The organism is Mycobacterium sp. IDUB_28 (genome assembly GCF_055419285.1).
The window spans coordinates 216,705-238,889 of record NZ_JBVAXK010000003.1; the positions used below are offsets into that span (position 1 = coordinate 216,705).

At 69.4% G+C, this 22,185-nt stretch carries 20 protein-coding genes; 11 read left to right on the forward strand and 9 right to left on the reverse strand.

Annotated features, from left to right (window positions below):
- Positions 1–382: 382 nt before the first annotated feature.
- Positions 383–2,908 carry a PE family protein gene (locus ACZYZ9_RS07820; protein ID WP_463825673.1) on the reverse strand — a complete coding sequence of 842 codons (2,526 nt, stop codon included), beginning with the start codon at positions 2,906–2,908 and terminating at the stop codon, positions 383–385.
- A gap of 301 nt (positions 2,909–3,209) precedes the next feature.
- On the opposite strand from ACZYZ9_RS07820, the gene ACZYZ9_RS07825 reads away from it, so the two are divergent.
- A complete protein-coding gene (locus tag ACZYZ9_RS07825) occupies positions 3,210–4,250 on the forward strand; it encodes a linear amide C-N hydrolase (protein WP_463825674.1) in 1,041 nt (346 codons plus the stop codon).
- 231 nt (positions 4,251–4,481) lie between these two features.
- Here the strand turns inward: ACZYZ9_RS07825 and ACZYZ9_RS07830 are convergent, their stop codons facing one another.
- Positions 4,482–6,608 carry an acyltransferase family protein gene (locus tag ACZYZ9_RS07830; protein ID WP_463825675.1) on the reverse strand — a complete coding sequence of 709 codons (2,127 nt, stop codon included), beginning with the start codon at positions 6,606–6,608 and terminating at the stop codon, positions 4,482–4,484.
- 3 nt (positions 6,609–6,611) lie between these two features.
- On the reverse strand, positions 6,612–7,439 hold the full coding sequence (locus ACZYZ9_RS07835) for an alpha/beta hydrolase (RefSeq protein WP_463825975.1): 828 nt from the start codon (positions 7,437–7,439) through the stop codon (positions 6,612–6,614).
- 167 nt (positions 7,440–7,606) lie between these two features.
- On the opposite strand from ACZYZ9_RS07835, the gene ACZYZ9_RS07840 reads away from it, so the two are divergent.
- A complete protein-coding gene (locus ACZYZ9_RS07840) occupies positions 7,607–8,953 on the forward strand; it encodes an amino acid permease (RefSeq protein ID WP_463825676.1) in 1,347 nt (448 codons plus the stop codon).
- Here the strand turns inward: ACZYZ9_RS07840 and ACZYZ9_RS07845 are convergent.
- From ACZYZ9_RS07845 to ACZYZ9_RS07855, 3 genes are read right to left on the reverse strand one after another with little or no spacing between them, the layout of a single operon-like run.
- Positions 8,950–9,867, reverse strand: coding sequence for a ketopantoate reductase family protein (locus tag ACZYZ9_RS07845; protein ID WP_463825677.1), 918 nt, complete (start codon positions 9,865–9,867; stop codon positions 8,950–8,952). The two genes, ACZYZ9_RS07840 and ACZYZ9_RS07845, sit on opposite strands and share 4 nt — an antisense overlap.
- The gene (locus ACZYZ9_RS07850; protein ID WP_463825678.1) at positions 9,864–11,018 is read right to left on the reverse strand and encodes an enolase C-terminal domain-like protein; all 1,155 of its coding nucleotides are present in this window, start codon (positions 11,016–11,018) and stop codon (positions 9,864–9,866) included. Before ACZYZ9_RS07850 ends, ACZYZ9_RS07845 begins: the two co-directional genes overlap by 4 nt.
- On the reverse strand, positions 11,018–11,416 hold the full coding sequence (locus tag ACZYZ9_RS07855; protein WP_463825679.1) for a nitroreductase family deazaflavin-dependent oxidoreductase: 399 nt from the start codon (positions 11,414–11,416) through the stop codon (positions 11,018–11,020). Before ACZYZ9_RS07855 ends, ACZYZ9_RS07850 begins: the two co-directional genes overlap by 1 nt.
- A 99-nt stretch (positions 11,417–11,515) precedes the next feature.
- On the opposite strand from ACZYZ9_RS07855, the gene hemL reads away from it, so the two are divergent.
- From hemL to ACZYZ9_RS07890, 7 genes are all read left to right on the forward strand, one after another.
- Positions 11,516–12,835 (forward strand): glutamate-1-semialdehyde 2,1-aminomutase, encoded by a 1,320-nt coding sequence (gene hemL / locus ACZYZ9_RS07860; protein ID WP_463825680.1) that lies wholly within the window; start codon positions 11,516–11,518, stop codon positions 12,833–12,835.
- Positions 12,835–13,443: a histidine phosphatase family protein gene (locus tag ACZYZ9_RS07865; protein WP_463825681.1), complete on the forward strand. Its 609-nt coding sequence runs from the start codon at positions 12,835–12,837 to the stop codon at positions 13,441–13,443. The genes hemL and ACZYZ9_RS07865 overlap by 1 nt, the downstream gene beginning before the upstream one ends.
- The gene (locus tag ACZYZ9_RS07870; RefSeq protein WP_463825682.1) at positions 13,440–14,048 is read left to right on the forward strand and encodes a TlpA disulfide reductase family protein; all 609 of its coding nucleotides are present in this window, start codon (positions 13,440–13,442) and stop codon (positions 14,046–14,048) included. Before ACZYZ9_RS07865 ends, ACZYZ9_RS07870 begins: the two co-directional genes overlap by 4 nt.
- Complete coding sequence (locus ACZYZ9_RS07875; protein WP_463825683.1) at positions 14,045–14,821, forward strand: cytochrome c biogenesis CcdA family protein; 777 nt, start codon at positions 14,045–14,047, stop codon at positions 14,819–14,821. The genes ACZYZ9_RS07870 and ACZYZ9_RS07875 overlap by 4 nt, the downstream gene beginning before the upstream one ends.
- A complete protein-coding gene (gene resB / locus ACZYZ9_RS07880) occupies positions 14,821–16,446 on the forward strand; it encodes a cytochrome c biogenesis protein ResB (RefSeq protein WP_463825684.1) in 1,626 nt (541 codons plus the stop codon). Before ACZYZ9_RS07875 ends, resB begins: the two co-directional genes overlap by 1 nt.
- A complete protein-coding gene (gene ccsB, locus ACZYZ9_RS07885) occupies positions 16,443–17,411 on the forward strand; it encodes a c-type cytochrome biogenesis protein CcsB (RefSeq protein ID WP_463825685.1) in 969 nt (322 codons plus the stop codon). Before resB ends, ccsB begins: the two co-directional genes overlap by 4 nt.
- A 68-nt stretch (positions 17,412–17,479) precedes the next feature.
- Entirely contained in the window at positions 17,480–18,799 is a 1,320-nt protein-coding gene (locus ACZYZ9_RS07890; protein WP_463825976.1) for a MinD/ParA family ATP-binding protein, read from the forward strand.
- 5 nt (positions 18,800–18,804) lie between these two features.
- Here ACZYZ9_RS07890 and ACZYZ9_RS07895 read toward each other — a convergent pair whose 3' ends face one another.
- Positions 18,805–18,960, reverse strand: coding sequence for a hypothetical protein (locus ACZYZ9_RS07895; RefSeq protein WP_463825686.1), 156 nt, complete (start codon positions 18,958–18,960; stop codon positions 18,805–18,807).
- Between the two features lie 57 nt (positions 18,961–19,017).
- Here ACZYZ9_RS07895 and ACZYZ9_RS07900 point away from each other — a divergent pair, with 57 nt between their 5' ends.
- A complete protein-coding gene (locus ACZYZ9_RS07900) occupies positions 19,018–19,392 on the forward strand; it encodes a DUF4229 domain-containing protein (RefSeq protein ID WP_463825687.1) in 375 nt (124 codons plus the stop codon).
- A 10-nt stretch (positions 19,393–19,402) separates the two neighbouring features.
- Here ACZYZ9_RS07900 and fabH read toward each other — a convergent pair whose 3' ends face one another.
- The gene (gene fabH / locus ACZYZ9_RS07905; protein WP_463825688.1) at positions 19,403–20,410 is read right to left on the reverse strand and encodes a beta-ketoacyl-ACP synthase III; all 1,008 of its coding nucleotides are present in this window, start codon (positions 20,408–20,410) and stop codon (positions 19,403–19,405) included.
- A 91-nt stretch (positions 20,411–20,501) separates the two neighbouring features.
- A complete protein-coding gene (locus ACZYZ9_RS07910; RefSeq protein ID WP_463825689.1) occupies positions 20,502–21,374 on the reverse strand; it encodes a 1,4-dihydroxy-2-naphthoate polyprenyltransferase in 873 nt (290 codons plus the stop codon).
- Between the two features lie 34 nt (positions 21,375–21,408).
- Between ACZYZ9_RS07910 and ACZYZ9_RS07915 the strand changes: the two genes are divergently transcribed.
- On the forward strand, positions 21,409–22,185 hold the full coding sequence (locus ACZYZ9_RS07915; protein WP_463825690.1) for an S-methyl-5'-thioadenosine phosphorylase: 777 nt from the start codon (positions 21,409–21,411) through the stop codon (positions 22,183–22,185).

Here is a 22,185-nt window from a genome sequence, read left to right on the forward strand (position 1 = left end):
GGCCAAACCCGGTGCCTCAATGCGTCAAAGGGCAACAGCCCACACCCTCGGCAACGCTCTACGACCTGCTCCGCAAGCAGAGTAAGCGGATTTGCAACCATAGACCGTGCCACCGATGTCACTTAAAACGTTGTGCAACAACGAGTTCCGGCATCGAAGCCCGACGTGAAAGGAGGAGTTCACGCTAGACTAGTTGGCCTAGCGACCCGTTCACAGCATTCGCTGGCGGACGGCTCTATATGAATGATTCAAGAGCTGCTGCATCGCGAGACACCATGCGGTTAAGAAGCTGAGGAATGCGACGGTCAGGGCAAATCAGACACTGCAATCATTGTTGCGCTGTCGAATTTTTCATTCAGTCGTTGCCAACATGATTGGCGGGTCAGCCGTAGATCAGGCCGCCGCCGCCGGCCAGGCCGTCGAGTCCGCTGAGTCCGGCAGTGCCTGGATCATGGTTGGCGTCCCCCGGCCCGCCCGGCCCACCGGACCCGGCGCGGCCAGGGGGTCCGCCGCTGCCGATCAAACCCGCGTTTCCGGCGTTCCCGCCGTTGCCGCCGTTACCGCCGGAATGACCGGCCCGGTAGGTGTTGCCGCCCGTCCCGCCGACTCCGCCGGCCCCGCCGCTGTTGGGGCTGCCGCCATCGCCTCCGTACCCGCCGGCCCCGCCGGCACCACCGTCGCCGTAGCCGCCGTGCAGGTTTCCGCTGCCGCCGGCGCCGCCGGACCCGCCCAGTCCACCGGTCCCGAACAGCAGTGCGCCGGTAGCGCCGGTGCCACCGGTGCCACCGGCACCTGCACTGAACAGGCCGGAGCCGCCGCCGCTTCCGCCGGTCCCACCGCCCCCGCCGGCGCCGAACAACGAGGCGACGCCGCCGACGCCACCTGCCCCGCCCAGCCCGCCGTGCAGACCTCCGGCAGTGGCGTTGCCGTCCCCGCCGGTCCCGCCCGCCCCGCCGGTCCCGCCGTTGCCGTAGAGGAATCCGCCACCGCCGCCGGCTCCACCGACGCCGCCGCTGCCGCCGGCAACGCCGACGCGGGACATGTTGTCCGAGCCGCCGGCGGCACCGCCCCGGCCGCCGTGACCACCGGTCCCGCCGTCCCCGAACAGTCCCGGCCGGCCGCCGGCCCCGCCCGTGGCACCGTTGGCGCCGTTGAAGCCGGGGCTGCCCGGTGCGGCGTCGCCACCGGCGCCGCCGGCTCCGCCGTGGCCGAACAGGTAACCGCCGTGGCCGCCGCTCCCACCGGCGCCGCCCAGCCAGCCCCGGCCGCCGGCGCCGCCGGTACCGATCAGGCCGGCCGCGCCGCCGGCGCCGCCGGCTTGGTTCACTGCGCCGCCGGTGGGGCTGTATCCGGCACCGCCGTTGCCGTACAGCAGCCCCCCGGCCTGACCATTCGGACTGGCCGCCGTCCCGTCCGCGCCGTCCCCGATCAGCCCACGCCCGAACAGCTCCTGCGCCCGAGTGTTCAACGTCCCCAACACGTCGTGCTGGGCGATCCAGGAACCTGCTTGGGCGCCGGAGGTGCCGTAGATCAGGCCGCCGGCTCCGGCGAGACCGTCGAGTCCGCCCAGCCCGGCGGTGCCCGGCCCGAGGGCGGTGTCGGCGGGCGCGCCACGCCCCCCGGTGCCGCCCTGCCCGGCGATCCCGCCGTCGCCGAAAAGCCGGGCCGCTCCGCCGTTTCCGGCGTTGCCGCCGTTGCCGCCGGAATGGCCGGCCTGGTAGGTGTCACCGCCTACGCCGCCGGCTCCGCCAGCGCCACCAGTGCCGTACACCCAGCTCCCAGCGCCGCCGTTGCCACCGCCTCCGCCAGCCCCGCCGTCACCGTAGCCGCCGTGCAGGTTGGCGCTCGCACCGGCGCCGCCGGCCCCGCCCTGCCCGCCGGTTCCGACGAGGAACGCTGCGGTGCCTCCGGCGCCGCCGGTGCCACCGGCACCTGCGCTGGACAGACCGGAGGTCCCACCAGTCCCGCCGGTCCCGCCGATTCCACCCGCCCCGAACATTCCTGCCACGCCGCCGACGCCACCTGCCCCGCCCAGCCCGCCGTGCAGACCTCCGGCAGTGGCGTTGCCATCGCCGCCGGTCCCACCGGTGCCACCGGCGCCGCTTGTGCCGTAGAGGAATCCACCCGCCCCGCCGGCTCCACCGACGCCACCGCTGCCGCCGGCAACGCCGACGCGGGACATGTTGTCCGAGCCGCCGGCGGCACCGCCCCGGCCACCGTGACCACCGGTCCCGCCGTCCCCGAACAGTCCCGGCCGGCCGCCGGCCCCGCCCGTGGCACCGTTGGCGCCGTTGAAGCCGGGGCTGCCCGGTGCGGCGTCGCCACCGGCGCCGCCGGCTCCGCCGTGGCCGAACAGGTAACCGCCGTGGCCGCCGCTCCCACCGGCGCCGCCCAGCCAGCCCCGGCCGCCGGCGCCACCGGTACCGATCAACCCGGCGGAACCCCCGGCGCCGCCGGCTTGGCTCACTGCGCCGCCGGTGGGGCTGTATCCGGCACCGCCGTTGCCGTACAGCAGACCCCCGGCCTGACCATCCGGACTAGCCGCCGTGCCGTCGGCCCCGTCGCCGATCAACGCACGGCCAAACAACGCCTCAGCCTGTGAATTCAACGTCCCCAACACATCAACGTTGGCGGCCTCGGCGCCGGCGTACGTGACGCCACTGGCCGCGAACGCGTCAGCGATGTGCTGATGAAACCGCGCGACCTGCGTGTTCGCCTGTTGATAAGTCTGGCCGAAGGAGCTGAACAGTTCGGCGACGGCCGCCGATACTTCGTCCTGGGCGGCGGCGGTGACACTGAGAATTCGAAGCGAGGCGCTGGAATGTGCGCCATGCAGGGCGGACTGGATCTCCGCCAGATTCCCCACGGCACCCGCTAGAGCGTCGGGGGCGACCAGCAGGTACGACATCGTTGTCAACCGTACGTTCAGCTCGCCCGGCGAGTTGGGCCTTTTGGACTTCCGGGGGAGGCTGACCGCAGTCCTCAACGACGCACTAGTCCTCCGAGTGCCGCTCGTCGTCCCGTCGTTTCTATCCGTAACGGGTTCAGGTGTCGCCCCGAGATCGCAGCGACTAGGTCACCGGTGTGGGCCCGGCCGTCCGGAAGGCACAGCTGGTAAATACGATCTATCGCCTGGTGTGGGATGAGTTCGGCGGCAAGGTTTCAGAAACGTAGTCGATACAACAACGAATCGAAGAAGGCGGCGTCACGTGTGCACACGAGTCCTCTGGCCGGACACCGGCGACAAGACCGGCCACTTGGTTTTGGTAGGCCGGAACATGGACTTTCACACAGACCTGATGACCAACCTGTGGAAGCAACCGCGCGGCGTACGACGCGACGACACAGTGGCCGGGAAACTCACCTGGACATCGAAGTACGGCAGTGTCGTAGCCACCGCCTACGACATCACCTCCGTGGACGGTATGAACGAAGCGGGTCTGGCGGGACACATTCTGTGGCTCGCCGAATCCAGCTATGGGGAGCCGGACGATTCGCGCACGCAGCTCGGGCAGGCAATTTGGCTGCAGTACTTCCTGGACAACTTCGCTACCGTCGCAGAGGCCACCGCGTGGATCACCGAGACCGACGTACAAGTGGTGCAGATGGACGACCCCACCGGCGGCAAACGCCCCGGCTTGCATCTGGCCCTCGACGACGCCGCCGGCGACTCGGCGATCATCGAATACATCGACGGCCACGCGCAGGTGTACCACTCGAAGGACTACCGGGTGATGACCAATTCACCGACCTTCGATCAGCAACTCGAGCTGGTGAAATCGTTCACGGGTCTGGGCGGTGACTTCCCACTGCCCGGCAGTACCGACGCCCGTGACCGGTTCGCGCGCGCGAGCTACTACCTCGAGCGGTTGCCCGCCCCGGACAGCCAGGTCGATGCCGTCGCGGCCATGTTCTCGGTTATCCGCAATGCAGCGCAACCTTTCCGCATCCCGGATCCGGGCAAACCGGATGCCTCGCAGACCATCTGGCAGGTCGTGCTCGATCTGACCACTAAGCGCTACATCTACGAATCCACCACCCGCCCCAACATCGTGTGGGTCGACCTGGCCGACCTCGACTTCACCGAGGGCACTGCCCAACTCAAGCTGGATCTGATCAGCGAACTCGCGGTCGAGGGCGGCATCTCCGGCAAGGTTGCGGACAAGTTCGAAGACAAGGGCCCGATGACATTTCTGTCCCTCGAGATGCTCCGGGGCCCGGAAGGCACGGGGCGCCGACCGAGCCCCTAACGCTGACCCAAAACCGTTGCGGCTCTAATCCTCTGCGTGCCGCTCGTAATCCCAACGTTCGAGGCGAGTCTGTAATTGCCAGACACCGAGCCCGGCGACTGGCGCAGCTGCCGTAACCAGCACCATCAACATCGGACTCATCTCAAACCTCCAAAACCCTTATATTCGTACCACGTTCGTCGGCGCATCGTGGTTCATTCGGCAACGGTGTCGCTACGAAATCGACGCGATTCAGGCACCGGGCAACGCGTGGTCGGCCGAGGCGCCGATGACGGGTGACAACAGCTGGGCGTACTCGGTGGTGACGTGATTGTCGTCCCGGAACACCAGGGTGTTGCCGACGATCATCGGGCAGCGTTCCGGCGTGCAGAACAGGTCGGTCAGGTCGGCGTAAGAGCCGCCCGCCGCGGTGGTCACCCGTTGCTCGGCGGCAATACCGTCGCCGTCGACCGCCACCGAGCGCATCGGTGCGCAGGCGCCGGCGTCGTCGAGGTGGGCCGACAGGCAGGTCGGAGCCGACGATTGCGGATCGGCGACCGGCCCCAGCACCAGCACCGTGGAACCCATGCCGCGCAGGTAGGCGACGATGGCCCCCAACTTGTCGATCCACGCCGGGTCGTACGAGGCGAAGCTGAAGTCGCCGTGGTAGCGCCGACTCATGCTCAGCACCACCAGCTTCGGTGGCTTGGCCCGCAATCGGTCCACGATCTGCGCGCGCCACTGCTCGCACTCGGTGTACTTGCGGCCCAGGTAGGGGCTGACGATCGGCAGGTCCAGAAACGGGCAGGTGACCTTGGTCAGCGTTTCCAGCCGCCAGTGCCGTTGTCCGGCCACCTGCTCCCACGCCGGATTCCACATCGCCGCGTGCGAGTCACCAATCAGCGCCACCGTGGTCGGCGACGCGGTGTCCGCCGAGGCGCACTCGCTCTGACCCACCTCGCGCCAGGACCGCATGCATCCGTTGACGAACACCGGCGCCTTATCGCCCGGCGCCGCCGCCAACGTCGGGTCCAAGTTCGACGGCACCGCCCGCAGACCCGCCGAGGCGGCGAGTGCCGCGCGGGCCTGGGCGAACGCTTGGCGCACCGCCGCCTCCTGCGGACTGAGCTGCGGGTCAGGCGCCGGCGGCAGCGCCTCGATTTTCGCCTGCGGCGCCGCGGTCCCGTGACCCACCGGCGCCGGCACCGCCGTCAGCAACACCGCGCACGCGCACGCCGCTACCGCGCTGGCGGCACCGGCCACGGCCAGGCTGACCCGTGCCGAGCGCCGCAGCGCCGCGGCGAAGCGACCGGGGTTTTCCACCGCATGCATGGTGATCACCGCCAGGCCCGCGGACACCGTCGTCGCCGCCAACCGGCCGGGCAGCCCGCCGGGATCGCCGAGCAGCGCCGGCAGCAGCAGCAACACCGGCCAGTGCCAGAGGTACCACGAGTACGACACCCGCCCGATCGCCCGCATCACCGGCGGGCACAGCACCCGTCCCACCCCCATGCCGCCGGTGACCGAACCGCTTCCGATCACCAGCGCGGTGCCCAGCACCGGCAACAGCGCCGAGGTGCCGGGGTAGGGGGTGTGCGGACCCAACTGGGTGCAGGTCAGCAGGATCAGCGCCAGCCCGCCCCACCCGGCGACCGTCGCCGGCACCAACGGCAGCCGCCGCCACTGGTCGATGGTGAGTGCGACCAGCCCGCCGGCGGCCAGTTCCCAGGCGCGGGTGGGCAGCGAGAAGAACGCCCACGGCGGCGAGCTGTGCGTCCAGATCACCGCGGCCGTCAACGACGCCGCGCCGACCACGCCCAGCAGCACCGCATACGGTGCCGCGCTCGAGGTGTCCCGGCGCAACCGGCCGACCAGCCACGCCGTGCCGATGATGAGCGCCGGCCACACCAGATAGAACTGCTCCTCCACGCCCAACGACCAGTAGTGCTGGAACGGCGACGGCAGGTCGGCGCCCATGTAGTCGGTGCCTTGCGCGGCGAATCGGTAGTTGCCGACGTACAGCATGCTGGCGATGCCGTCGACGAACACCCGTCGGGCCTGCAGCGGCGGCAGCACGATGGCGGCCACCACCGCGGTGACCACCCCTACCGTCGCCGCGGCCGGCAGCAGCCGACGCGCCCGGGCAGCGTAAAAGCCGCCGAGTGCAACGGTTTTCGTGGTCGCGACCTCACGCCACAACAGCCCGGTGATCAGGAAGCCGGAGATGACGAAGAAGACGTCGACGCCGATGTAGCCGCCGCCGATGCCCGGCACGCCGGCGTGATAGAGGACCACGGCGACGACCGCGATGGCGCGCAGGCCTTCGATGTCCGGACGGAACGCAGCCCGGGGGATGCGCTGCTCCGCGGTGACTGCCATATGTCAGGTCGCCATCCAGGCCAGCTCGGCCGGCAACTGCGCGCGCCAGTAGTCGACGTCGTGACCGCCGGGGGAGAAGCTGCCCGCCGGCTTCTTCTTGAGCTGGCTGACGAATTGGCTGCTGGAGAAGAAGAACCGGTCGCCGATCCCGCAGTCGACCCGGATGGGAATCGAGTTCAGCACCGGCAAGCCGAACACGGTGTTGCGGTTCCAGTCGTCGATGCTGTCGAACGCGCCGGGTGCGGCGCCGAGGTAGGACAGGTACAGCGCCGGGCTGATCGCGCAGATCCCGGCGGTGCGGGCCGGACCCAGCCGGGCGCCCAGCAGCAGCGCGCCGTACCCGCCCATCGACCAGCCCAGGAATCCGACCCGCGAGGTGTCCATGCCCATCGAGGTCAGCATCGGCAGCAGCTCCTCGAGCACCATGGTGCCGGCGTCCTCGCCGTTGGAGCGCCGATGCCAGTAACTGCTGGGGCCCCCGTCGACGCCCACCACCGCGAACGGCGGTTTGCCGTCGGCGACCAGCTGGGCCAGCGCGTCCTCGACACCGCAGTCCAGCATCATGTTCGCGTCGCTGTCCTTGCCGTGCAACGCGATCACCGGCCGCAGCATCTTGGTCTGCCCCGGCGGCATGGCGATGACCCAGTTGGTCTTGACGCCGCCGCGCGCCGCCGACACGAACGAACCGGTCAGTTTGGTCGGCAGGGTCTTGCCCGCCGTCGGGGGATCGAACGGAGCGGGCGCGGCCGGTGCGGCCACGGTGCTGGCCGGGTCGGCCAGGGCGCCGAGCGCCCACGCACCGGCCGCTCCGAGGCTGGCGCCGGCGCCCATGCGCAGCACCGTACGGCGGGTCAGGTCGGCCACGATCGTCAATGATGCCGGGACAACCGGAGTTTGACGCCCGTGCCACGCCGTATTGGAAGACACTCGTGACACTGCCTTGATCCACCGACGTCCGGGCTCGCGATTCACAGCGGGATGTGCTGTCGTTAGACGCCATGAGCGGCACCACGCAGCTGCGCCAAGGGTTGTCGCAACGCCAGCTGAACATGATCGCCATCGGCGGGGTGATCGGGGCGGGGCTGTTCGTCGGTTCCGGTGTGGTGATCCACAAGACCGGACCGGCTGCGTTCCTGACCTACGCGATCTGCGGTCTGCTGATCATCCTGGTGATGCGGATGCTGGGTGAGATGGCCACCGCGAACCCGTCGACCGGCTCGTTCGCCGACTATGCGACAACGGCACTCGGGGGTTGGGCCGGGTTTTCGGTGGGCTGGCTGTATTGGTATTTCTGGGTGATCGTGGTGGGCTTCGAGGCGGTCGCCGGCGGCAAGGTGCTCAACTACTGGTTCTCGCTACCGCTGTGGTTGTCGTCGCTGGGCTTGATGCTGTTGATGACCGCGACCAACCTGTTCTCGGTGTCGTCGTTCGGCGAGTTCGAATTCTGGTTCGCCGGAATCAAAGTCGCGACCATCGTGATCTTCCTGGGTCTGGGGACGGCGTTCGCGTTCGGCTGGCTGCCGGGTCGGCACACCGGCTTTGCCAACCTGACCGCGCACGGCGGTTTGTTTCCGCACGGTGTCGGGGCCGTCTTCGCGGCCATCGTGGTGGTGATCTTTTCCATGGTGGGCGCCGAGGTCGTCACCATCGCCGCGGCCGAAAGCCGGGAACCCGAGCGCGCTGTGGCCCGGGCGACGAATTCGGTGGTGCTGCGCATCGCGTTCTTCTTCGTCGGTTCGGTTTTCCTGCTCGTCGTGGTAATGCCGTGGAATTCAGTGGAATTGGGTGCATCACCCTATGTGGCGGCGCTGAAGCACATCGGCATTCCCGGCGCGGACCAGATCATGAACGCCGTGATGCTCACCGCGGTGCTGTCCTGCCTGAACTCGGGCCTGTATACCGCGTCGCGCATGCTGTTCGTGCTGGCCGACCGCAACGAGGCGCCGGCCCAGCTGGTCAGGATCAGCCGGCGCGGCGTGCCGCACATCGCGATCATCGGGTCCTCAGTGGTGGGCTTTCTGTGTGTGCTGATGGCCTGGCTGGCGCCCGACACCGTGTTCCTGTTCCTGCTCAACTCCTCGGGCGCCATCATCTTATTCGTCTACCTGCTGATTGCGTTGTCGCAGATCGTGCTTCGGCGTCGTACGCCGGACGAGCAGTTGCGGGTCAGGATGTGGTTCTTCCCAGTGCTGTCGGTGCTCACCCTGGCCGGGATCGTGGCGGTGCTGGTGCAGATGGCGTTCGATCACGAGGCCCGTACCCAACTGTGGCTGAGCCTGTTGTCGTGGATGGTGGTGCTCGGGTTGTACTGCGCGGTGCAGCGGTCGGGCCGTCGCAGGGCTTAGCCCCAACGCTTTTCGACCGCCTTGACCACGGCGGTCAGCGTGGCGTTGACCGGTGCCTCGACGCCGACCCGCGCGCCGTGGCGCGGCACCGCCCCGTTGATGACGTCGATCTCGGAGACCCGACGGGCCTCATGGTCCAGCAACGCAGACGGTTTCGCATCGGGCATGCCCGCGCCGAAGTCGCGGATGTGCGCGACGGGATCCTCGACGTCGATCGCGATGCCGGAGGCTCGGGCCACCGTCCACGCTTCGATGGCCGCGGCCCGGCTGACCGGTCCCATCTCGGCGTCGTCCATCACCTGCCCGACGGTCATGCCGGTCAACGCACACGGCGCACTGTAGGCGACGTTGCAGATCAGCTTCTCCCACTGCATCGCGGCGATGTCGGTGACCGCGGCCGCGTCGAAGCCGGCGTCGCTCCACACCTGCGCGACGGCCGCGACCGTTTGATGGGGCAGTGACGAGTACGCGCCGAAACGCATGGCGCGCATGGCATTGTGGTGCACGTGTCCGGGTGCGACCCGGGCCGCTCCGAAGCCGCTGGCGATCCCGACCGCGACCCGATGCTCGCCAACGATGTCCGCCACCGTGTCGGCCGAACCCAGGCCGTTCTGGATGGTCAGCACCGGGGTGGCGCCGTCGAGCATCGAAAGTGCTTGTCGCGCACCCGTTGTCACGTCCGCGGCCTTGACGGCCAGCACGATCAGGTCCATGGGCTCGTCCGGTGCGACGGTGGCGGCCCGCAGCTGCACAGTCCGGTCGTAACCGGGACCGGTGACCCGCAGTCCGTGCCGGGCGATGACGTCGATGCCGGGTTGGTAGCTGTCGATCACCGTGACGTCGTTACCCGCCGCGGCCAATCTGGTCGCGTAGATCGAACCCATTGCACCGCAACCGATTACCGCGACCTTCATCCGACCAGCTCCTCGATCAGTCCGGACAGGCCGGGTTTTTCCTCCAGCCCGAAGCCCGGTGCGTCGGTGGGTGAGATCCGGCCGTCTGCCAACGCACAACCCGGCGAGTAGCCGCCGAACGGCTGGAACACCCCGGGGTAGGCCTCACACCCGCCCAGACCGAGCCCGGCCGCGATGTGCAGGTTGATCAGGTGCCCGCCGTGTGGATAGGCGAACCTGCGGTCGAACCCGTGCGTCTCGAGAACCGCGAGCATGCGGGTGTATTCACCCAACCCGTAGCTCAGGCCGGCATCCATCTGGAAGATGTCCCGTCCCGCCCGCATGCCGCCGTAGCGGACCAGGTTGACCACATCGGGCACCGAGAACAGGTTCTCCCCGGTGGCCACCGCGCCGTCGTAACAATCGGTCACCGCATGGTTGAGCTCGAAATCCAGCGGATCGCCGGGCTCCTCGAACCAGCGCAGCCCGTAGGGCGCCAACGCGGTGGCCCACCGGGTCGCCGCGGCCCGGTCGAAACGGCCGTTGGCGTCCACCGCGACCCGGTCGCCCCGGCCGACCGCGTCGATGACGGCCTCGATGCGCGCCAGGTCGCCCGGCACGTCCGCCCCGCCGATCTTCATCTTCACCGCGTCGTACCCGAGGTCCAGATACGAACCCACCTCCGCCCGCAGTCCGTCCAGGCCGGCGTCCGGGTGGTAGTACCCGCCGGCGGCATACACCGCGACCGAGCGGACCGGTTCCCGACCGACATGACGTGCGATGGTCGCGTAGGCAGGCTCGTCGTTCAGCTTGGCGGTGAGGTCCCAGCACGCCAGTTCCAGCGCGGCGGCCGCGGTCGCCCGGTCCCCATGGCCACCCGGCTTCTCGTCGCGCAGCGCGCACGCCAGCACCGCGGCCGGGTCGAGTAGGCCCGCGCCGTCCAGCAGCGTCTCCGACGGCGCGGCCAGCACTCGCGGGATCAGCCGGTCCCGCAGGATCCCGCCCTGCGCGAACCGCCCGATCGAGTTGAAGGCCACCCCGACGGTGCGCCTGCCGTCCCGCTCGGCAACCAGCGCCACCAGCGACACGGTGTGGCCGGCGAAGTTGACCACCGCGTTGGCCGGCGCACCCTGCAGGGCTACCGGCCGTTCGAGGATCGAGACAATGCGCATCAAGACCCGGTGCGGTCGAGCAGCAACACTTCCTCGAACGGCAGTGCGGGGAAAACCGAGCGCCAGACCCCGTTCACGTGCCGGGCCGCCTCGTCCTTGCCGACCACCCGCGGTTCGCTCACCCGGAAGGTCTTGGCGTTGCGGCGCACCTGCGCACCGCCGGCGGCCTTGATGTTCTTCAGCCAGTCCCGGTCGGGTCCGTATGCCAGCGGGACGGCCAGGCCGGGCCGGCCGTCGACGTTGGTGTAAAACGCGTTGACCGGGGTGCGGTAGGGCTTTCCGGAGCGCCGTCCGACGTGTTCGATGATGGCGAACGGGGGCAGCCAGCCTGCCCACAGACGCTGTACGGGGTTGGTGACGTACCGGTTGATCCGGGCCAGGCGTTGAGGGAATCGCATGATCGCCATCCAACTCGCCGAGCCCGGCGCACATCAACCCGCCGTGATCTTCTACACCCTGTAGTTGATCGGGGGGCGGCGGCTGGGACACTAGTCAGCATGGGGACTGACCAGGCAACGGCGCGCACGCGCGCGTCCGCACAGCTGTTCTCCGACGCCTGCGCGGTGATCCCCGGCGGAGTGAACTCCCCGGTGCGGGCGTTCACCGCGGTGGGCGGCACCCCCCGGTTCATCACCCAGGCGCACGGCTGCCGGCTCACCGACGCCGACGCCAACACCTACATCGACCTGGTCTGCTCGTGGGGGCCGATGATCCTCGGGCATGCACACCCCGCGGTCGTCGACGCGGTGGTCAAGGCCGCCGCCGACGGCCTGTCGTTCGGGGCGCCGACCCCGGCCGAGACTGAACTGGCCGCCGAGATCATCGGGCGGGTCGCCCCGGTGCAGCGCCTCCGGTTGGTGAACTCCGGTACCGAGGCCACCATGAGCGCGATCCGGTTGGCGCGCGGCTTCACGGGTCGGCCCAAGATCGTGAAGTTCTCCGGCTGTTACCACGGGCACGCCGACGCGTTGCTGGCCGACGCGGGTTCGGGCGTGGCCACCCTGGGCCTGCCGTCCTCGCCGGGGGTCACCGGTGCAGCCGCGGCCGACACAATTGTGTTGCCCTACAACGATATCGACGCCGTCGAGCAGGTCTTCGCGCAGGCCGGCGAGCAGATCGCCGCGGTGATCACCGAAGCCAGCCCCGGCAACATGGGCGTCGTCCCACCCGCACCCGGCTACAACGCCGCCCTGCGACGAATCACCGCAGCGCACGGTGCGCTGCTGATCGTGGACGAGGTGATGACGGGGTTCCGGGTCAGCCGAAGTGGTTGGTACGGAATCGATCCCGTCGATGCCGACCTGTTCACGTTCGGCAAGGTGATGAGCGGCGGGCTGCCCGCCGCCGCGTTCGGGGGCCGGGTCGAGGTGATGGAGCGACTCGCCCCGCTGGGCCCGGTGTACCAGGCCGGCACGCTGTCGGGTAACCCGGTGGCGATGGCCGCCGGGCTGGCGACGTTGCGGGCGGCCGATGACGCGGTGTACGCCGCCCTGGACGCGAACGCCGACCGCCTGGCCGCGCTGTTGACCGAATCACTGACCAATACTGGTGTGCCACATCATATTCCGCGTGCCGGCAACATGTTGAGTGTGTTATTCGCCGACGCGCCGGTGACGGATTTCGCGTCCGCGCGCGCTAGCCAGACGTGGCGCTATCCGGCGTTCTTCCATGCCCTGCTCGACGCCGGGGTCTACCCGCCGTGCAGCGCATTCGAGGCGTGGTTCGTATCGGCGGCGCTCGATGACGACGCTTTCGACCGGATCGCCGCAGCCCTACCCGCAGCGGCCGCCGCGGCCGCACAGGAGGACCAGCCCTGATGGCCGAGGAAACCCGCGTGCACGTGGTGCGTCACGGTGAGGTGCACAATCCGACCGGCATCCTCTACGGCCGGCTGCCCGGTTTCCGGCTGTCGGACAACGGGGTCGCGCAGGCAGCGGCGGTGGCGGATTTCCTGGCCGACCGCGACGTCGTCGCCGTGATCGCCTCACCGCTGCAGCGGGCACAGGAGACCGCCGCGCCCATCGCCGCGCGGCACAACCTGCCGGTGGACACCGACCCCGACCTGATCGAGTCGGAGAACTTCTTCGAGGGCAAGCCGATGGGACCCGGCGACGGTGCCTGGCGTAACCCGCGGTACTGGTGGCAACTCCGCAACCCGCTCCGACCGTCGTGGGGCGAGCCGTACGTCGAGGTCGCCAGCCGGATGTCCAGTGCGGCCGACAAGGCGCGGGTGCGGGGCGCCGGGCACGAGGTGGTGTGCGTGAGCCACCAGCTGCCGGTGTGGACGCTGCGCCTGCACGTGACCGGCCAGCGGCTCTGGCACGACCCGCGGCGTCGGGAATGCGGGCTGGCGTCGGTGACGACACTGGTCTACGACGGCGATCGGCTGGTCGACGTGGAGTACTCGGAGCCGGCAGCCGGATGACCCGGTGGCTTGTCGCCGTGACACTGCTGACCGGGTTTCTCACGGGTTGTTCGGCCGGGAAGGACGCGGTTGCCCAGGGCGGCACATTCGAGTTCGTGTCCCCGGGCGGCAAGACAGACATCTTCTACGACCCGCCGGACACCCGCGGCCGGCCTGGCCCGCTGTCCGGGCCCAGCCTCACCGACCCGGCACGCACCGTGTCACTGGACGACTTTCCCGGCAACGTCGTCGTCGTCAACGTGTGGGGCCAGTGGTGCGGGCCGTGCCGGGCCGAGATCACCCAACTGCAGCGGGTCTACGACGCCACCCGCGCAACCGGGGTGTCCTTCCTGGGCATCGACGTGCGTGACAACAGCCGCCAGGCGGCCCAGGACTTCGTCAGCGACCGGCATGTGACGTTCCCGTCGATCTACGACCCGCCGATGCGCACCCTGATCGCGTTCGGCGGCAAGTACCCGACCACGGTCATCCCGTCCACCCTGGTGCTGGACCGCCGGCACCGGGTCGCCGCGGTGTTCCTGCGCGAACTGCTGGCCGAGGACCTGCAACCGGTGGTGCAGCGGATCGCCGCCGAGACGCCACCCGGGACGTCGGGACCGCAGTGACCGGCTTCGCCCACCTCGCTGCCGCCGGGCCCCTGGTGGTGGCCCTCGGGGTCTGCATGCTGGCCGGGCTGGTGTCGTTCGCGTCGCCGTGCGTGGTGCCGCTGGTACCGGGCTACCTGTCGTATCTGGCGGCGGTGGTCGGGGTCTCCGACGAGCAACCCGGCACCCTCAAGGCCCCGCCGGCGGCGCGCTGGCGGGTCGCCGGGTCCGCCCTGCTCTTCGTCGCCGGGTTCACCACGATCTTCGTGCTGGGCACCGTCGCGGTCCTGGGCATGACCACCGCGTTGATCGACAACCAGCTGGTGCTGCAGCGCGTCGGCGGCGTGCTCACCATCGTGATGGGACTCGTCTTCGTCGGGCTCATCCCGGCGCTGCAGCAACAGGCCAGGTTCAGCCCCGGACAGTGGACGACGGTGGCCGGTGCGCCGCTGCTCGGCGCGGTGTTCGCACTGGGCTGGACGCCCTGCCTGGGGCCGACGCTGACCGGGGTGATCACCGTGGCCTCCGCCACCGACGGCGCGAACGTGGCGCGCGGTGTCGCGCTGGTGATCGCCTACTGCCTGGGCCTGGGCGTGCCGTTCGTGCTGCTGGCAGTGGGGTCGGCCAAAGCGGTGACCGCGCTGGGCTGGCTGCGCCGGCACAGCCGGGCGATCCAGATATTCGGTGGCGTGCTGCTGATCTCGGTGGGCTTCGCGCTGGTCACCGGGGTGTGGAACGACTTCGTGTCCTGGCTGCGCGACGCTTTTGTGTCCGACGTGAGGTTGCCGATCTGATGCTCACGGGACTTGCGGCGAGGGCGCGCAATACCTGGCGCTCCCTGACATCGATGGGCACCGCGCTGGTGCTGCTCTTCCTGCTCGCGCTGGCCGCGATACCCGGGGCGCTGCTACCGCAGCGCAGCCTCAACGCCGGCAAGGTCGAGGAGTATCTGCACACCCACCCGATGATCGGGCCGTGGCTCAACGAGCTGCAGGCCTTCGACGTGTTCTCCAGTTTCTGGTTCACCGCCATCTACGTGTTGCTGTTCATCTCGCTGGTCGGCTGCCTCACCCCGCGGATCTTCGAGCACGCCCGCAGCCTGCGCGCCGAACCGGTGGCCGCGCCGCGCAACCTCGCCCGGCTGCCCAAGCACGCTGAGCAGGAGCTGACCACCGGACCGGCGGAGGTCGACGCGCTGGCCACCGCCATCGAGGCCCGGCTGCGGGGCTGGCGCACGGCGGTCAGGCACCGCGCTGACACCGTCGAGATCGCCGCCGAAAAGGGGTATCTGCGCGAATTCGGCAACCTGGTGTTCCACTTCTCGCTGCTGGGCCTGCTGGTGGCGGTCGCCGTCGGCAAGCTGTTCGGTTACGAGGGCAACGTGATCGTCATCGCCGACGGTGGTCCGGGGTTCTGCTCGGCGTCGCCGGCCGCGTTCGATTCGTTCCGTGCCGGCAACACCGTCGACGGCACCTCGCTGAATCCGATCTGCCTGCGGGTCAACAACTTTCAGGCGCACTATCTGCCGTCGGGGCAGGCCACCTCGTTCGCCGCGGACATCGCCTACCAAGCCGGGGCCGACCTCGACGCCAACACCTGGCGGCCCTACCGGCTGGAGGTCAACCACCCGCTGCGCGTCGGCGGGGACCGGGTCTACCTGCAGGGCCACGGTTACGCGCCGACCTTCACCGTCACCTTCCCCGACGGTCAGACCCGCACCTCCACCGTGCAATGGCGACCCGACAACCCGCAGACGCTGCTCTCGTCGGGCGTGGCCCGCGTCGACCCGCCGGCCGGCAGCTACCCCACCGCCCAGGAGCGGCGCCAACACCAGATCGCGATCCAGGGCCTGCTGGCGCCCACCGAACAGCTCGACGGCGCCCTGCTGTCGTCGCGCTTCCCGGCGCTCAACGACCCGGCGGTGGCCATCGACATCTACCGCGGCGACACCGGGCTGGACACCGGCCGGCCGCAGTCGTTGTTCACCCTGGACCCCCGGCTGATCGAACAGGGCAGGTTGACCAGGGAGAAGCGGGTCAATCTGCGCGCCGGGGATCAGGTCCGCATCGATCAGGGCCCGGCCGCGGGCACCGTCGTGCGTTTCGACGGCGCGGTACCGTTCGTCAACCTGCAGGTGTCGCACGACCCCGGACAGGCCTGGGTGCTGGTGTTCGCGATCAGCATGATGGCCGGACTGTTGGTATCGCTGCTGGTGCGCCGGCGCCGGGTGTGGGTTCGACTCACGCCGGACAGCGACCGGCCCAGTACCGTGAACGTCGAACTGGGCGGTCTGGCACGGACCGACAACTCCGGCTGGGGCGACGAGTTCGAGCGCCTCACCGAGCGATTATTGGCCGGTTTGGGCGGATCCGGTGTGCCGGCCGGCATTTCCAGTAAGGCCGGAAGGAACCTCACATGAACACCCAGCACATCGACCTCGGCCTGGCCCGCTATTCCGACTGGGCGTTCACCTCGGCGGTGGTCGCACTGGTCGTGGCGCTGCTGTTGCTGGCCTACGAGCTCGCCTACGTCCGGGCCCGCAAACTCGAGCCGGTCGCCGCCGGCGGCGTCAGCACCGACAGCGCGACGCCCGGCGTCGTCGCGGATGCCCCGCAACGCCCGTTCGACGAACGCGTGGGTCGCGCCGGGTTGTCCGTGCTGTACCTCGGTTGCGGACTGCTGCTCGCCTGCATCGTGCTGCGGGGACTGGCCACCATGCGGGTGCCCTGGGGCAACATGTACGAATTCATCAACCTCACCTGCATGTGCGGTCTGGTCGCCGGCGCGGTGGTGCTGCGCCGCCCGCAGTACCGTCCGCTGTGGGTCTTCCTGCTGCTGCCGATCCTGATCCTGCTCACGGTGTCCGGGCGCTGGCTCTACACCAACGCCGCGCCGGTCATGCCGGCCCTGCAGTCCTACTGGCTGCCCATTCACGTCTCGGTGGTCAGCCTGGGCTCCGGGGTATTCCTGGTCGCTGGCATCTGCAGCATCCTGTTCCTGCTGCGGACCTCGCGCTTCGGGGACCCCGAGACCGAGGGCCGGCTGGCGCAGCTGACGCAGCGCTTCCCCGACGCCCAGACCCTGGACCGCATCGCCTACCGGACCACGATCTTCGCCTTCCCGGTGTTCGGGTTCGGGGTCATCTTCGGCGCGATCTGGGCGGAAGAGGCCTGGGGCCGGTACTGGGGCTGGGACCCCAAGGAAACAGTGTCGTTCATCGCATGGGTGATCTACGCGGCCTACCTACATGCCAGGTCAACGGCGGGTTGGCGGGACCGTAAGGCGGCGTGGGTCAACGTCGCGGGGTTCGTCGCGATGGTCTTCAATCTGTTCTTCGTTAACCTGGTGACCGTCGGCCTGCACTCGTACGCGGGTGTCGGCTGACCGACGGCTACCGACCCGAGCAAGCGGGCAAGAGGGGGAGTGCAGTGTCAGAACATCCAACACCGGCCGTGGGGGCGCCGCAGGTCTATTCGGCGGACGGCGCAGGCCAGAATGCCGGTTCAGATCAGCCGACGACGCAGTTGCCTGCCGTGCCGCCCGCCGAACACGGTGCACCGACGCGGGCCTTCGCCGGCTTCCGCACCGAGCGGCGGGGATCAGCGGCCAGCGACAGCACCGTCGGTTCGGCCAGCATGACGCCGCCGCCCCAACCGGTCGAACTGCCCCACGGCCGTCCGCAGTGGGAAGCCGGGCCGACGACGGGCCCGGTCACCGGCATCACCCGGGTGGACCCGACGGCCTACGGCGCCTACTACCCCGGCCCGCCCGACGACGCCGGCACACGGGAACGGCCGCAGTTCCGCCCGGAGCCGCTGCCCCAGACGCCGTATCCGGAGCTGTCCACCACCGTGCTGCTGCGACCGGTCAAGCCGCCACCTTCGGAGGGCTGGCGCCGAGCGCTGTACGTCATGTCCGGTCAGCTGATCAACCTCGGGGAGAGTCCCCGAGCGATGCGGCACCACAACCTGGTGGCCCAGATCAACCGGCCACTGCGGGGCAGCTACCGCATCGCGGTGCTGTCGCTGAAAGGCGGGGTCGGCAAGACCACGATCACCGCGACCCTGGGCTCCACATTCGCGTCGATCCGCGGTGACCGGGTGGTCGCGGTGGACGCCAACCCCGACCGCGGCACGTTGAGCCAGAAGCTCCCGCTGGACACCCCGGCCACGGTGCGGCATCTGCTGCGCGACGCGGAGAGCATCGAGCGCTACAGCGACGTCCGCGGCTACACCTCGCAGAACGAGAGCGGGCTGGAAGTGCTTGCCTCCGACAGCGATCCGACCGTTTCGGAGGCATTCAGCGGCGACGACTACACCCGCACCCTGGACATCTTGGACCGCTTCTACGGCCTGGTGCTCACCGACTGCGGGACCGGGTTGCTGCACTCCACGATGTCGGCGATCCTGGCCAAGGCCGACGTGCTGATCGTGGTCGCTTCGGGTTCCATCGACGGCGCCCGCAGTGCCTCGGCGACGCTGGACTGGCTGGAGGCGCACGGCCACGAAGACCTGGTGCGCAACTCGATCGCGGTCATCAACGCGGTGCGGTCGCGGTCGGGCAAGGTCGATATGCAGAAGGTGGTCGACCACTTCGCGCGGCGCTGCCGGGCGGTGCGGGTGGTGCCGTTCGACCCGCACCTCGAGGAGGGCGCCGAGATCAACCTAGATCGGTTGAAGCGGGAGACCCGCGAGGCGCTGGCCGAGCTCGCGGCGGCCGTCGCCGATGGATTTCCGGGTGATCAGCGGCGGGCGAACCCGAACTTCGTCTGACCCGCTCAGCGAGGCTTGTTCTCGCCCAGTCGGCGCAGGAATTCGGGATCGTCGTCGGGCCCGATGACCCGGCTCTTCGGCCGGCTCGTCTGCGACTTCGCCGCACGCAACCCCAGATAGATCAACGTCCCGAGAATCAGGACGACGAGCAGGTAAAGCACTCGACACCTCCTGTAGAGCGAATATACCCGCGACCGGCCGGTGGCTAGGCTCAAGTTGTGTCAGAAGCGCCCAGTGACAAGACGGTTCAGGGTCCGGAGAATCAACGCGGCGTCGTCGACGTCCTCCTCTATGCGGCGGCGAGGCTGCTGCTGGCGGTGGTGGTCAGCGTAGCGATCTACGCGGTTGCGCGGCTGCTCGGTGTGAACGACTTCCCGCTCGCCGTCGCCGGCCTGTTCGGGCTGGTCGTCGCGATGCCGCTGGGCATGTGGCTGTTCAGCCCGCTGCGCCGGCGCGCCGCCGGGGTCCTCGAGGTCACAGGCGAGCGGCGGCGCACCGAACGCGCGCAGTTGCAGGCCCGGCTGCGCGGCGAGGCGCCGGCGGGCCGGGACCCCGATCCGGAGCCTGAACGGCAGGCCGGCGGCGGGACATGAGCGCCGGGCTTCAGCCCGTCGGCATCCGCACCACCTGCGCGGCGTAGCTCAGACCGGCGCCGTAGCCGATCAGCAGGGCCAGGTCACCACCCTTGGCCGCGCCGGTCGCCAACAGCTCGTGCATCGCCAGCGGAATCGAGGCCGCCGAGGTGTTGCCGGTGTGCTCGATGTCGTTGGCGACGACGGCGTCTGGGCGCAGCTGCATGTTCTTGGCCAGCAGCTCGTTGATCCTGCTGTTGGCCTGGTGCGGGATGAAGACGTCGATCTCATCGGACCGCACTCCTGCGGCGTCCATCGCCTGCCGGCCGACCTTGCCCATCTCGAACGCGGCCCACCGGAACACGGCGGTGCCCTCCATCCGCAGAAACGGGCGGGGTCCGGTCGGGTTCTCCGTGTAGGTGATCCAGTCGATGTCCTGACGGATGGCGTTGGCCTGTTCCCCGTCACTGCCCCAGACGGCCGGCCCGATGCCCTGCTCGGGCGTCTCACCCACCACCACCGACGCGGCGCCGTCGGCGAAGATGAAACAGTTGCTGCGATCGAGCATGTCGACCGTCGGGGACAGTTTCTCGGTGCCCACCACCAGCATCTTGCGGGCGCTGCCGCCGCGGATCATGTCCGCGGCGACGCCGAGCGCGTAACCGAAACCCGCACATCCCACCGACAGGTCGAATCCGGGCACACCCTTGGCGCCCAGCGCCGTGGCGACCGCGGGTGCGGCGGCCGGCGTCTGCAGGAAGTGGGTGTTGGTGGCCACGATCACGCCGTCGATGTCGGAACCGTCCACCTCGGCCCGGGCGAGTGCTTCCCGGCTGGCTTCGATCGCCATCGAGGTCGCGGACTCGTGGTCGGCAGCGAAGCGCCGCGTCTTGATGCCGGTCCGGGCATAGATCCATTCGTCGGACGAGTCGATGTTCTGGCAGATCTCGTCGTTGGTGACGACGCGTTGGGGGCGGTAGGCCCCCACGCTGAGCAGGCCGATCTTCTTGGGTCCGGTGACCGAGGCGATCTCAGACATCTTCGTCCTTCCGGGCAGTCTCGAATCCCCCAAGCCTGATCGACTCTAGGCGCGTCGGTGCGGGGCGCGCATCCGGGTCGTCAACACGTTCTCACCTGGCCAGTGTCAGCGCCGCGGCCACCGCGGTCGCCCACACCACCATGGCCAGGCCGGTGTCGCGCAGTACCGGAATCAGCTCCGGCCCGCCACGCCCCGAGCGCACCGGGCGATCGGCGCGCAGCGCCAGCGGCGTCGCGACCAAGCCCGCGGCACACCACGGTGTCGCGATCATCAGCACCAGCGTCAGCACCGCGGTGCCGGCCAGCAGGGCGTGGTAGAGCACCCGGGTGCGGCTGTCGCCCAGTCGGACCGCCAGCGTGATCTTGCCGGACACGGTGTCGGTGGGTATGTCGCGCAGATTGTTGGCCACCAGCACCGACGACGACAGCGCCCCGATCCCCACGGCCAGCACCAGCCCCACCCAGTCGATCCGCAACGCCTGCGTGTACTGGGTGCCGAGCACCGCGGTCAGGCCGAAGAACACGAAAACCGCGGCCTCGCCCAACCCTGAGTAGCCGTACGGTTTGGCGCCCCCGGTGTACAACCAGGCGCCGGCGACGCAGGCGATACCGACCCCGATCAGCCAGGGCCCACTGACCAGCGCCAGCACCAGGCCGGACACACACCCCAGGAACAGGCTGACCAGCGCCGCGGTGGCGACCGCTCGCGGCGTGGCCAGCCGCGAACCCACCAGGCGCATCGGCCCGGCCCGCTCGTCGTCGGTGCCGCGGATGCCGTCGGAATAGTCGTTGGCGTAGTTCACGCCCACGATGAACGGAATCGCGACACCGAGCGCCAGCAACGCTTTCCACCACACCGCCGCGTGCAACCAGGCCGCCGCGCCGGTGCCGGCGATCACGGGCGCCACCGCGTTCGGCAACGTCCGCGGGCGAGCACCGGACACCCATTGCGCAAATGTGGCCACCAACTGATCCTGCCCTATACGTGACAATGGGCGGATGCTCGGAGTGATCGGTGGCACCGGCTTCTACACGTTTTTCGAGTCCCGCACCCGGACGGTGTCTCCCGACACGCCATGGGGCAGTCCCAGCGCGCCGATCACGATCGGCGCCGTCGGCGAGCACGACGTCGCCTTTCTGCCCCGGCACGGTGCCAAGCACGAGTTCTCGCCGCACACCGTGCCGTACCGGGCCAACATGTGGGCGCTGCGTGCCCTCGGCGTGCGGCGGGTGTTCGCCCCCTGCGCGGTCGGCAGCCTGCAGCCCGAGGTTGGGCCGGGCACGGTGGTGGTGCCTGATCAGTTGGTGGACCGGACCAGTGGGCGGGCGGACACCTACTTCGACTCCGGCGGGGTGCACACCAGCTTCGCCGACCCGTACTGTCCGTCGTTGCGGACTGCAATCACCGGGCTGGGCGATGTCGTCGACGGCGGCACCATGGTGGTCATCCAAGGCCCCCGATTTTCCACCCGCGCGGAGAGCCGGTGGTTCGCCGCGGCCGGGTTCGGACTGATCAACATGACCGGGTATCCGGAGGCGATACTGGCTCGCGAACTCGAATTATGTTATGCCGCAATCGCCTTGATCACCGATGTCGACGCCGGAGTCGAGGTGGGGGAGGGCGTCAGAGGCATCGACGTGTTCGCTGAATTCGAGAAGAACATCCCGAAGTTCAAAGGGCTGGTGCGCGCGGCGATCAGCCGGGTCGCGGGTGAACGTACCTGCACGCACTGTCGCCGGCATGCCGGCGTTCCGTTGCCGTTCGAGCTGCCCTGA

What these genes read in the sequence shown, in the direction of transcription:
- ACZYZ9_RS07835 (WP_463825975.1), bottom strand. Translation starts at nt 7,439, where the DNA reads ATGGGCGCCGGCGCCAGCCTCGGAGCGGCCGGTGCGTGGGCGCTCGGC.
- ACZYZ9_RS07830 (WP_463825675.1), bottom strand. Translation starts at nt 6,608, where the DNA reads ATGGCAGTCACCGCGGAGCAGCGCATCCCCCGGGCTGCGTTCCGTCCG.
- hemL (WP_463825680.1), top strand. Translation starts at nt 11,516, where the DNA reads ATGGGGACTGACCAGGCAACGGCGCGCACGCGCGCGTCCGCACAGCTG.
- fabH (WP_463825688.1), bottom strand. Translation starts at nt 20,410, where the DNA reads ATGTCTGAGATCGCCTCGGTCACCGGACCCAAGAAGATCGGCCTGCTC.
- ACZYZ9_RS07855 (WP_463825679.1), bottom strand. Translation starts at nt 11,416, where the DNA reads ATGCGATTCCCTCAACGCCTGGCCCGGATCAACCGGTACGTCACCAAC.
- ACZYZ9_RS07845 (WP_463825677.1), bottom strand. Translation starts at nt 9,867, where the DNA reads ATGAAGGTCGCGGTAATCGGTTGCGGTGCAATGGGTTCGATCTACGCG.
- resB (WP_463825684.1), top strand. Translation starts at nt 14,821, where the DNA reads ATGCTCACGGGACTTGCGGCGAGGGCGCGCAATACCTGGCGCTCCCTG.
- ACZYZ9_RS07850 (WP_463825678.1), bottom strand. Translation starts at nt 11,018, where the DNA reads ATGCGCATTGTCTCGATCCTCGAACGGCCGGTAGCCCTGCAGGGTGCG.
- ACZYZ9_RS07840 (WP_463825676.1), top strand. Translation starts at nt 7,607, where the DNA reads ATGAGCGGCACCACGCAGCTGCGCCAAGGGTTGTCGCAACGCCAGCTG.
- ACZYZ9_RS07865 (WP_463825681.1), top strand. Translation starts at nt 12,835, where the DNA reads ATGGCCGAGGAAACCCGCGTGCACGTGGTGCGTCACGGTGAGGTGCAC.
- ACZYZ9_RS07915 (WP_463825690.1), top strand. Translation starts at nt 21,409, where the DNA reads ATGCTCGGAGTGATCGGTGGCACCGGCTTCTACACGTTTTTCGAGTCC.
- ACZYZ9_RS07870 (WP_463825682.1), top strand. Translation starts at nt 13,440, where the DNA reads ATGACCCGGTGGCTTGTCGCCGTGACACTGCTGACCGGGTTTCTCACG.
- ACZYZ9_RS07820 (WP_463825673.1), bottom strand. Translation starts at nt 2,908, where the DNA reads ATGTCGTACCTGCTGGTCGCCCCCGACGCTCTAGCGGGTGCCGTGGGG.
- ccsB (WP_463825685.1), top strand. Translation starts at nt 16,443, where the DNA reads ATGAACACCCAGCACATCGACCTCGGCCTGGCCCGCTATTCCGACTGG.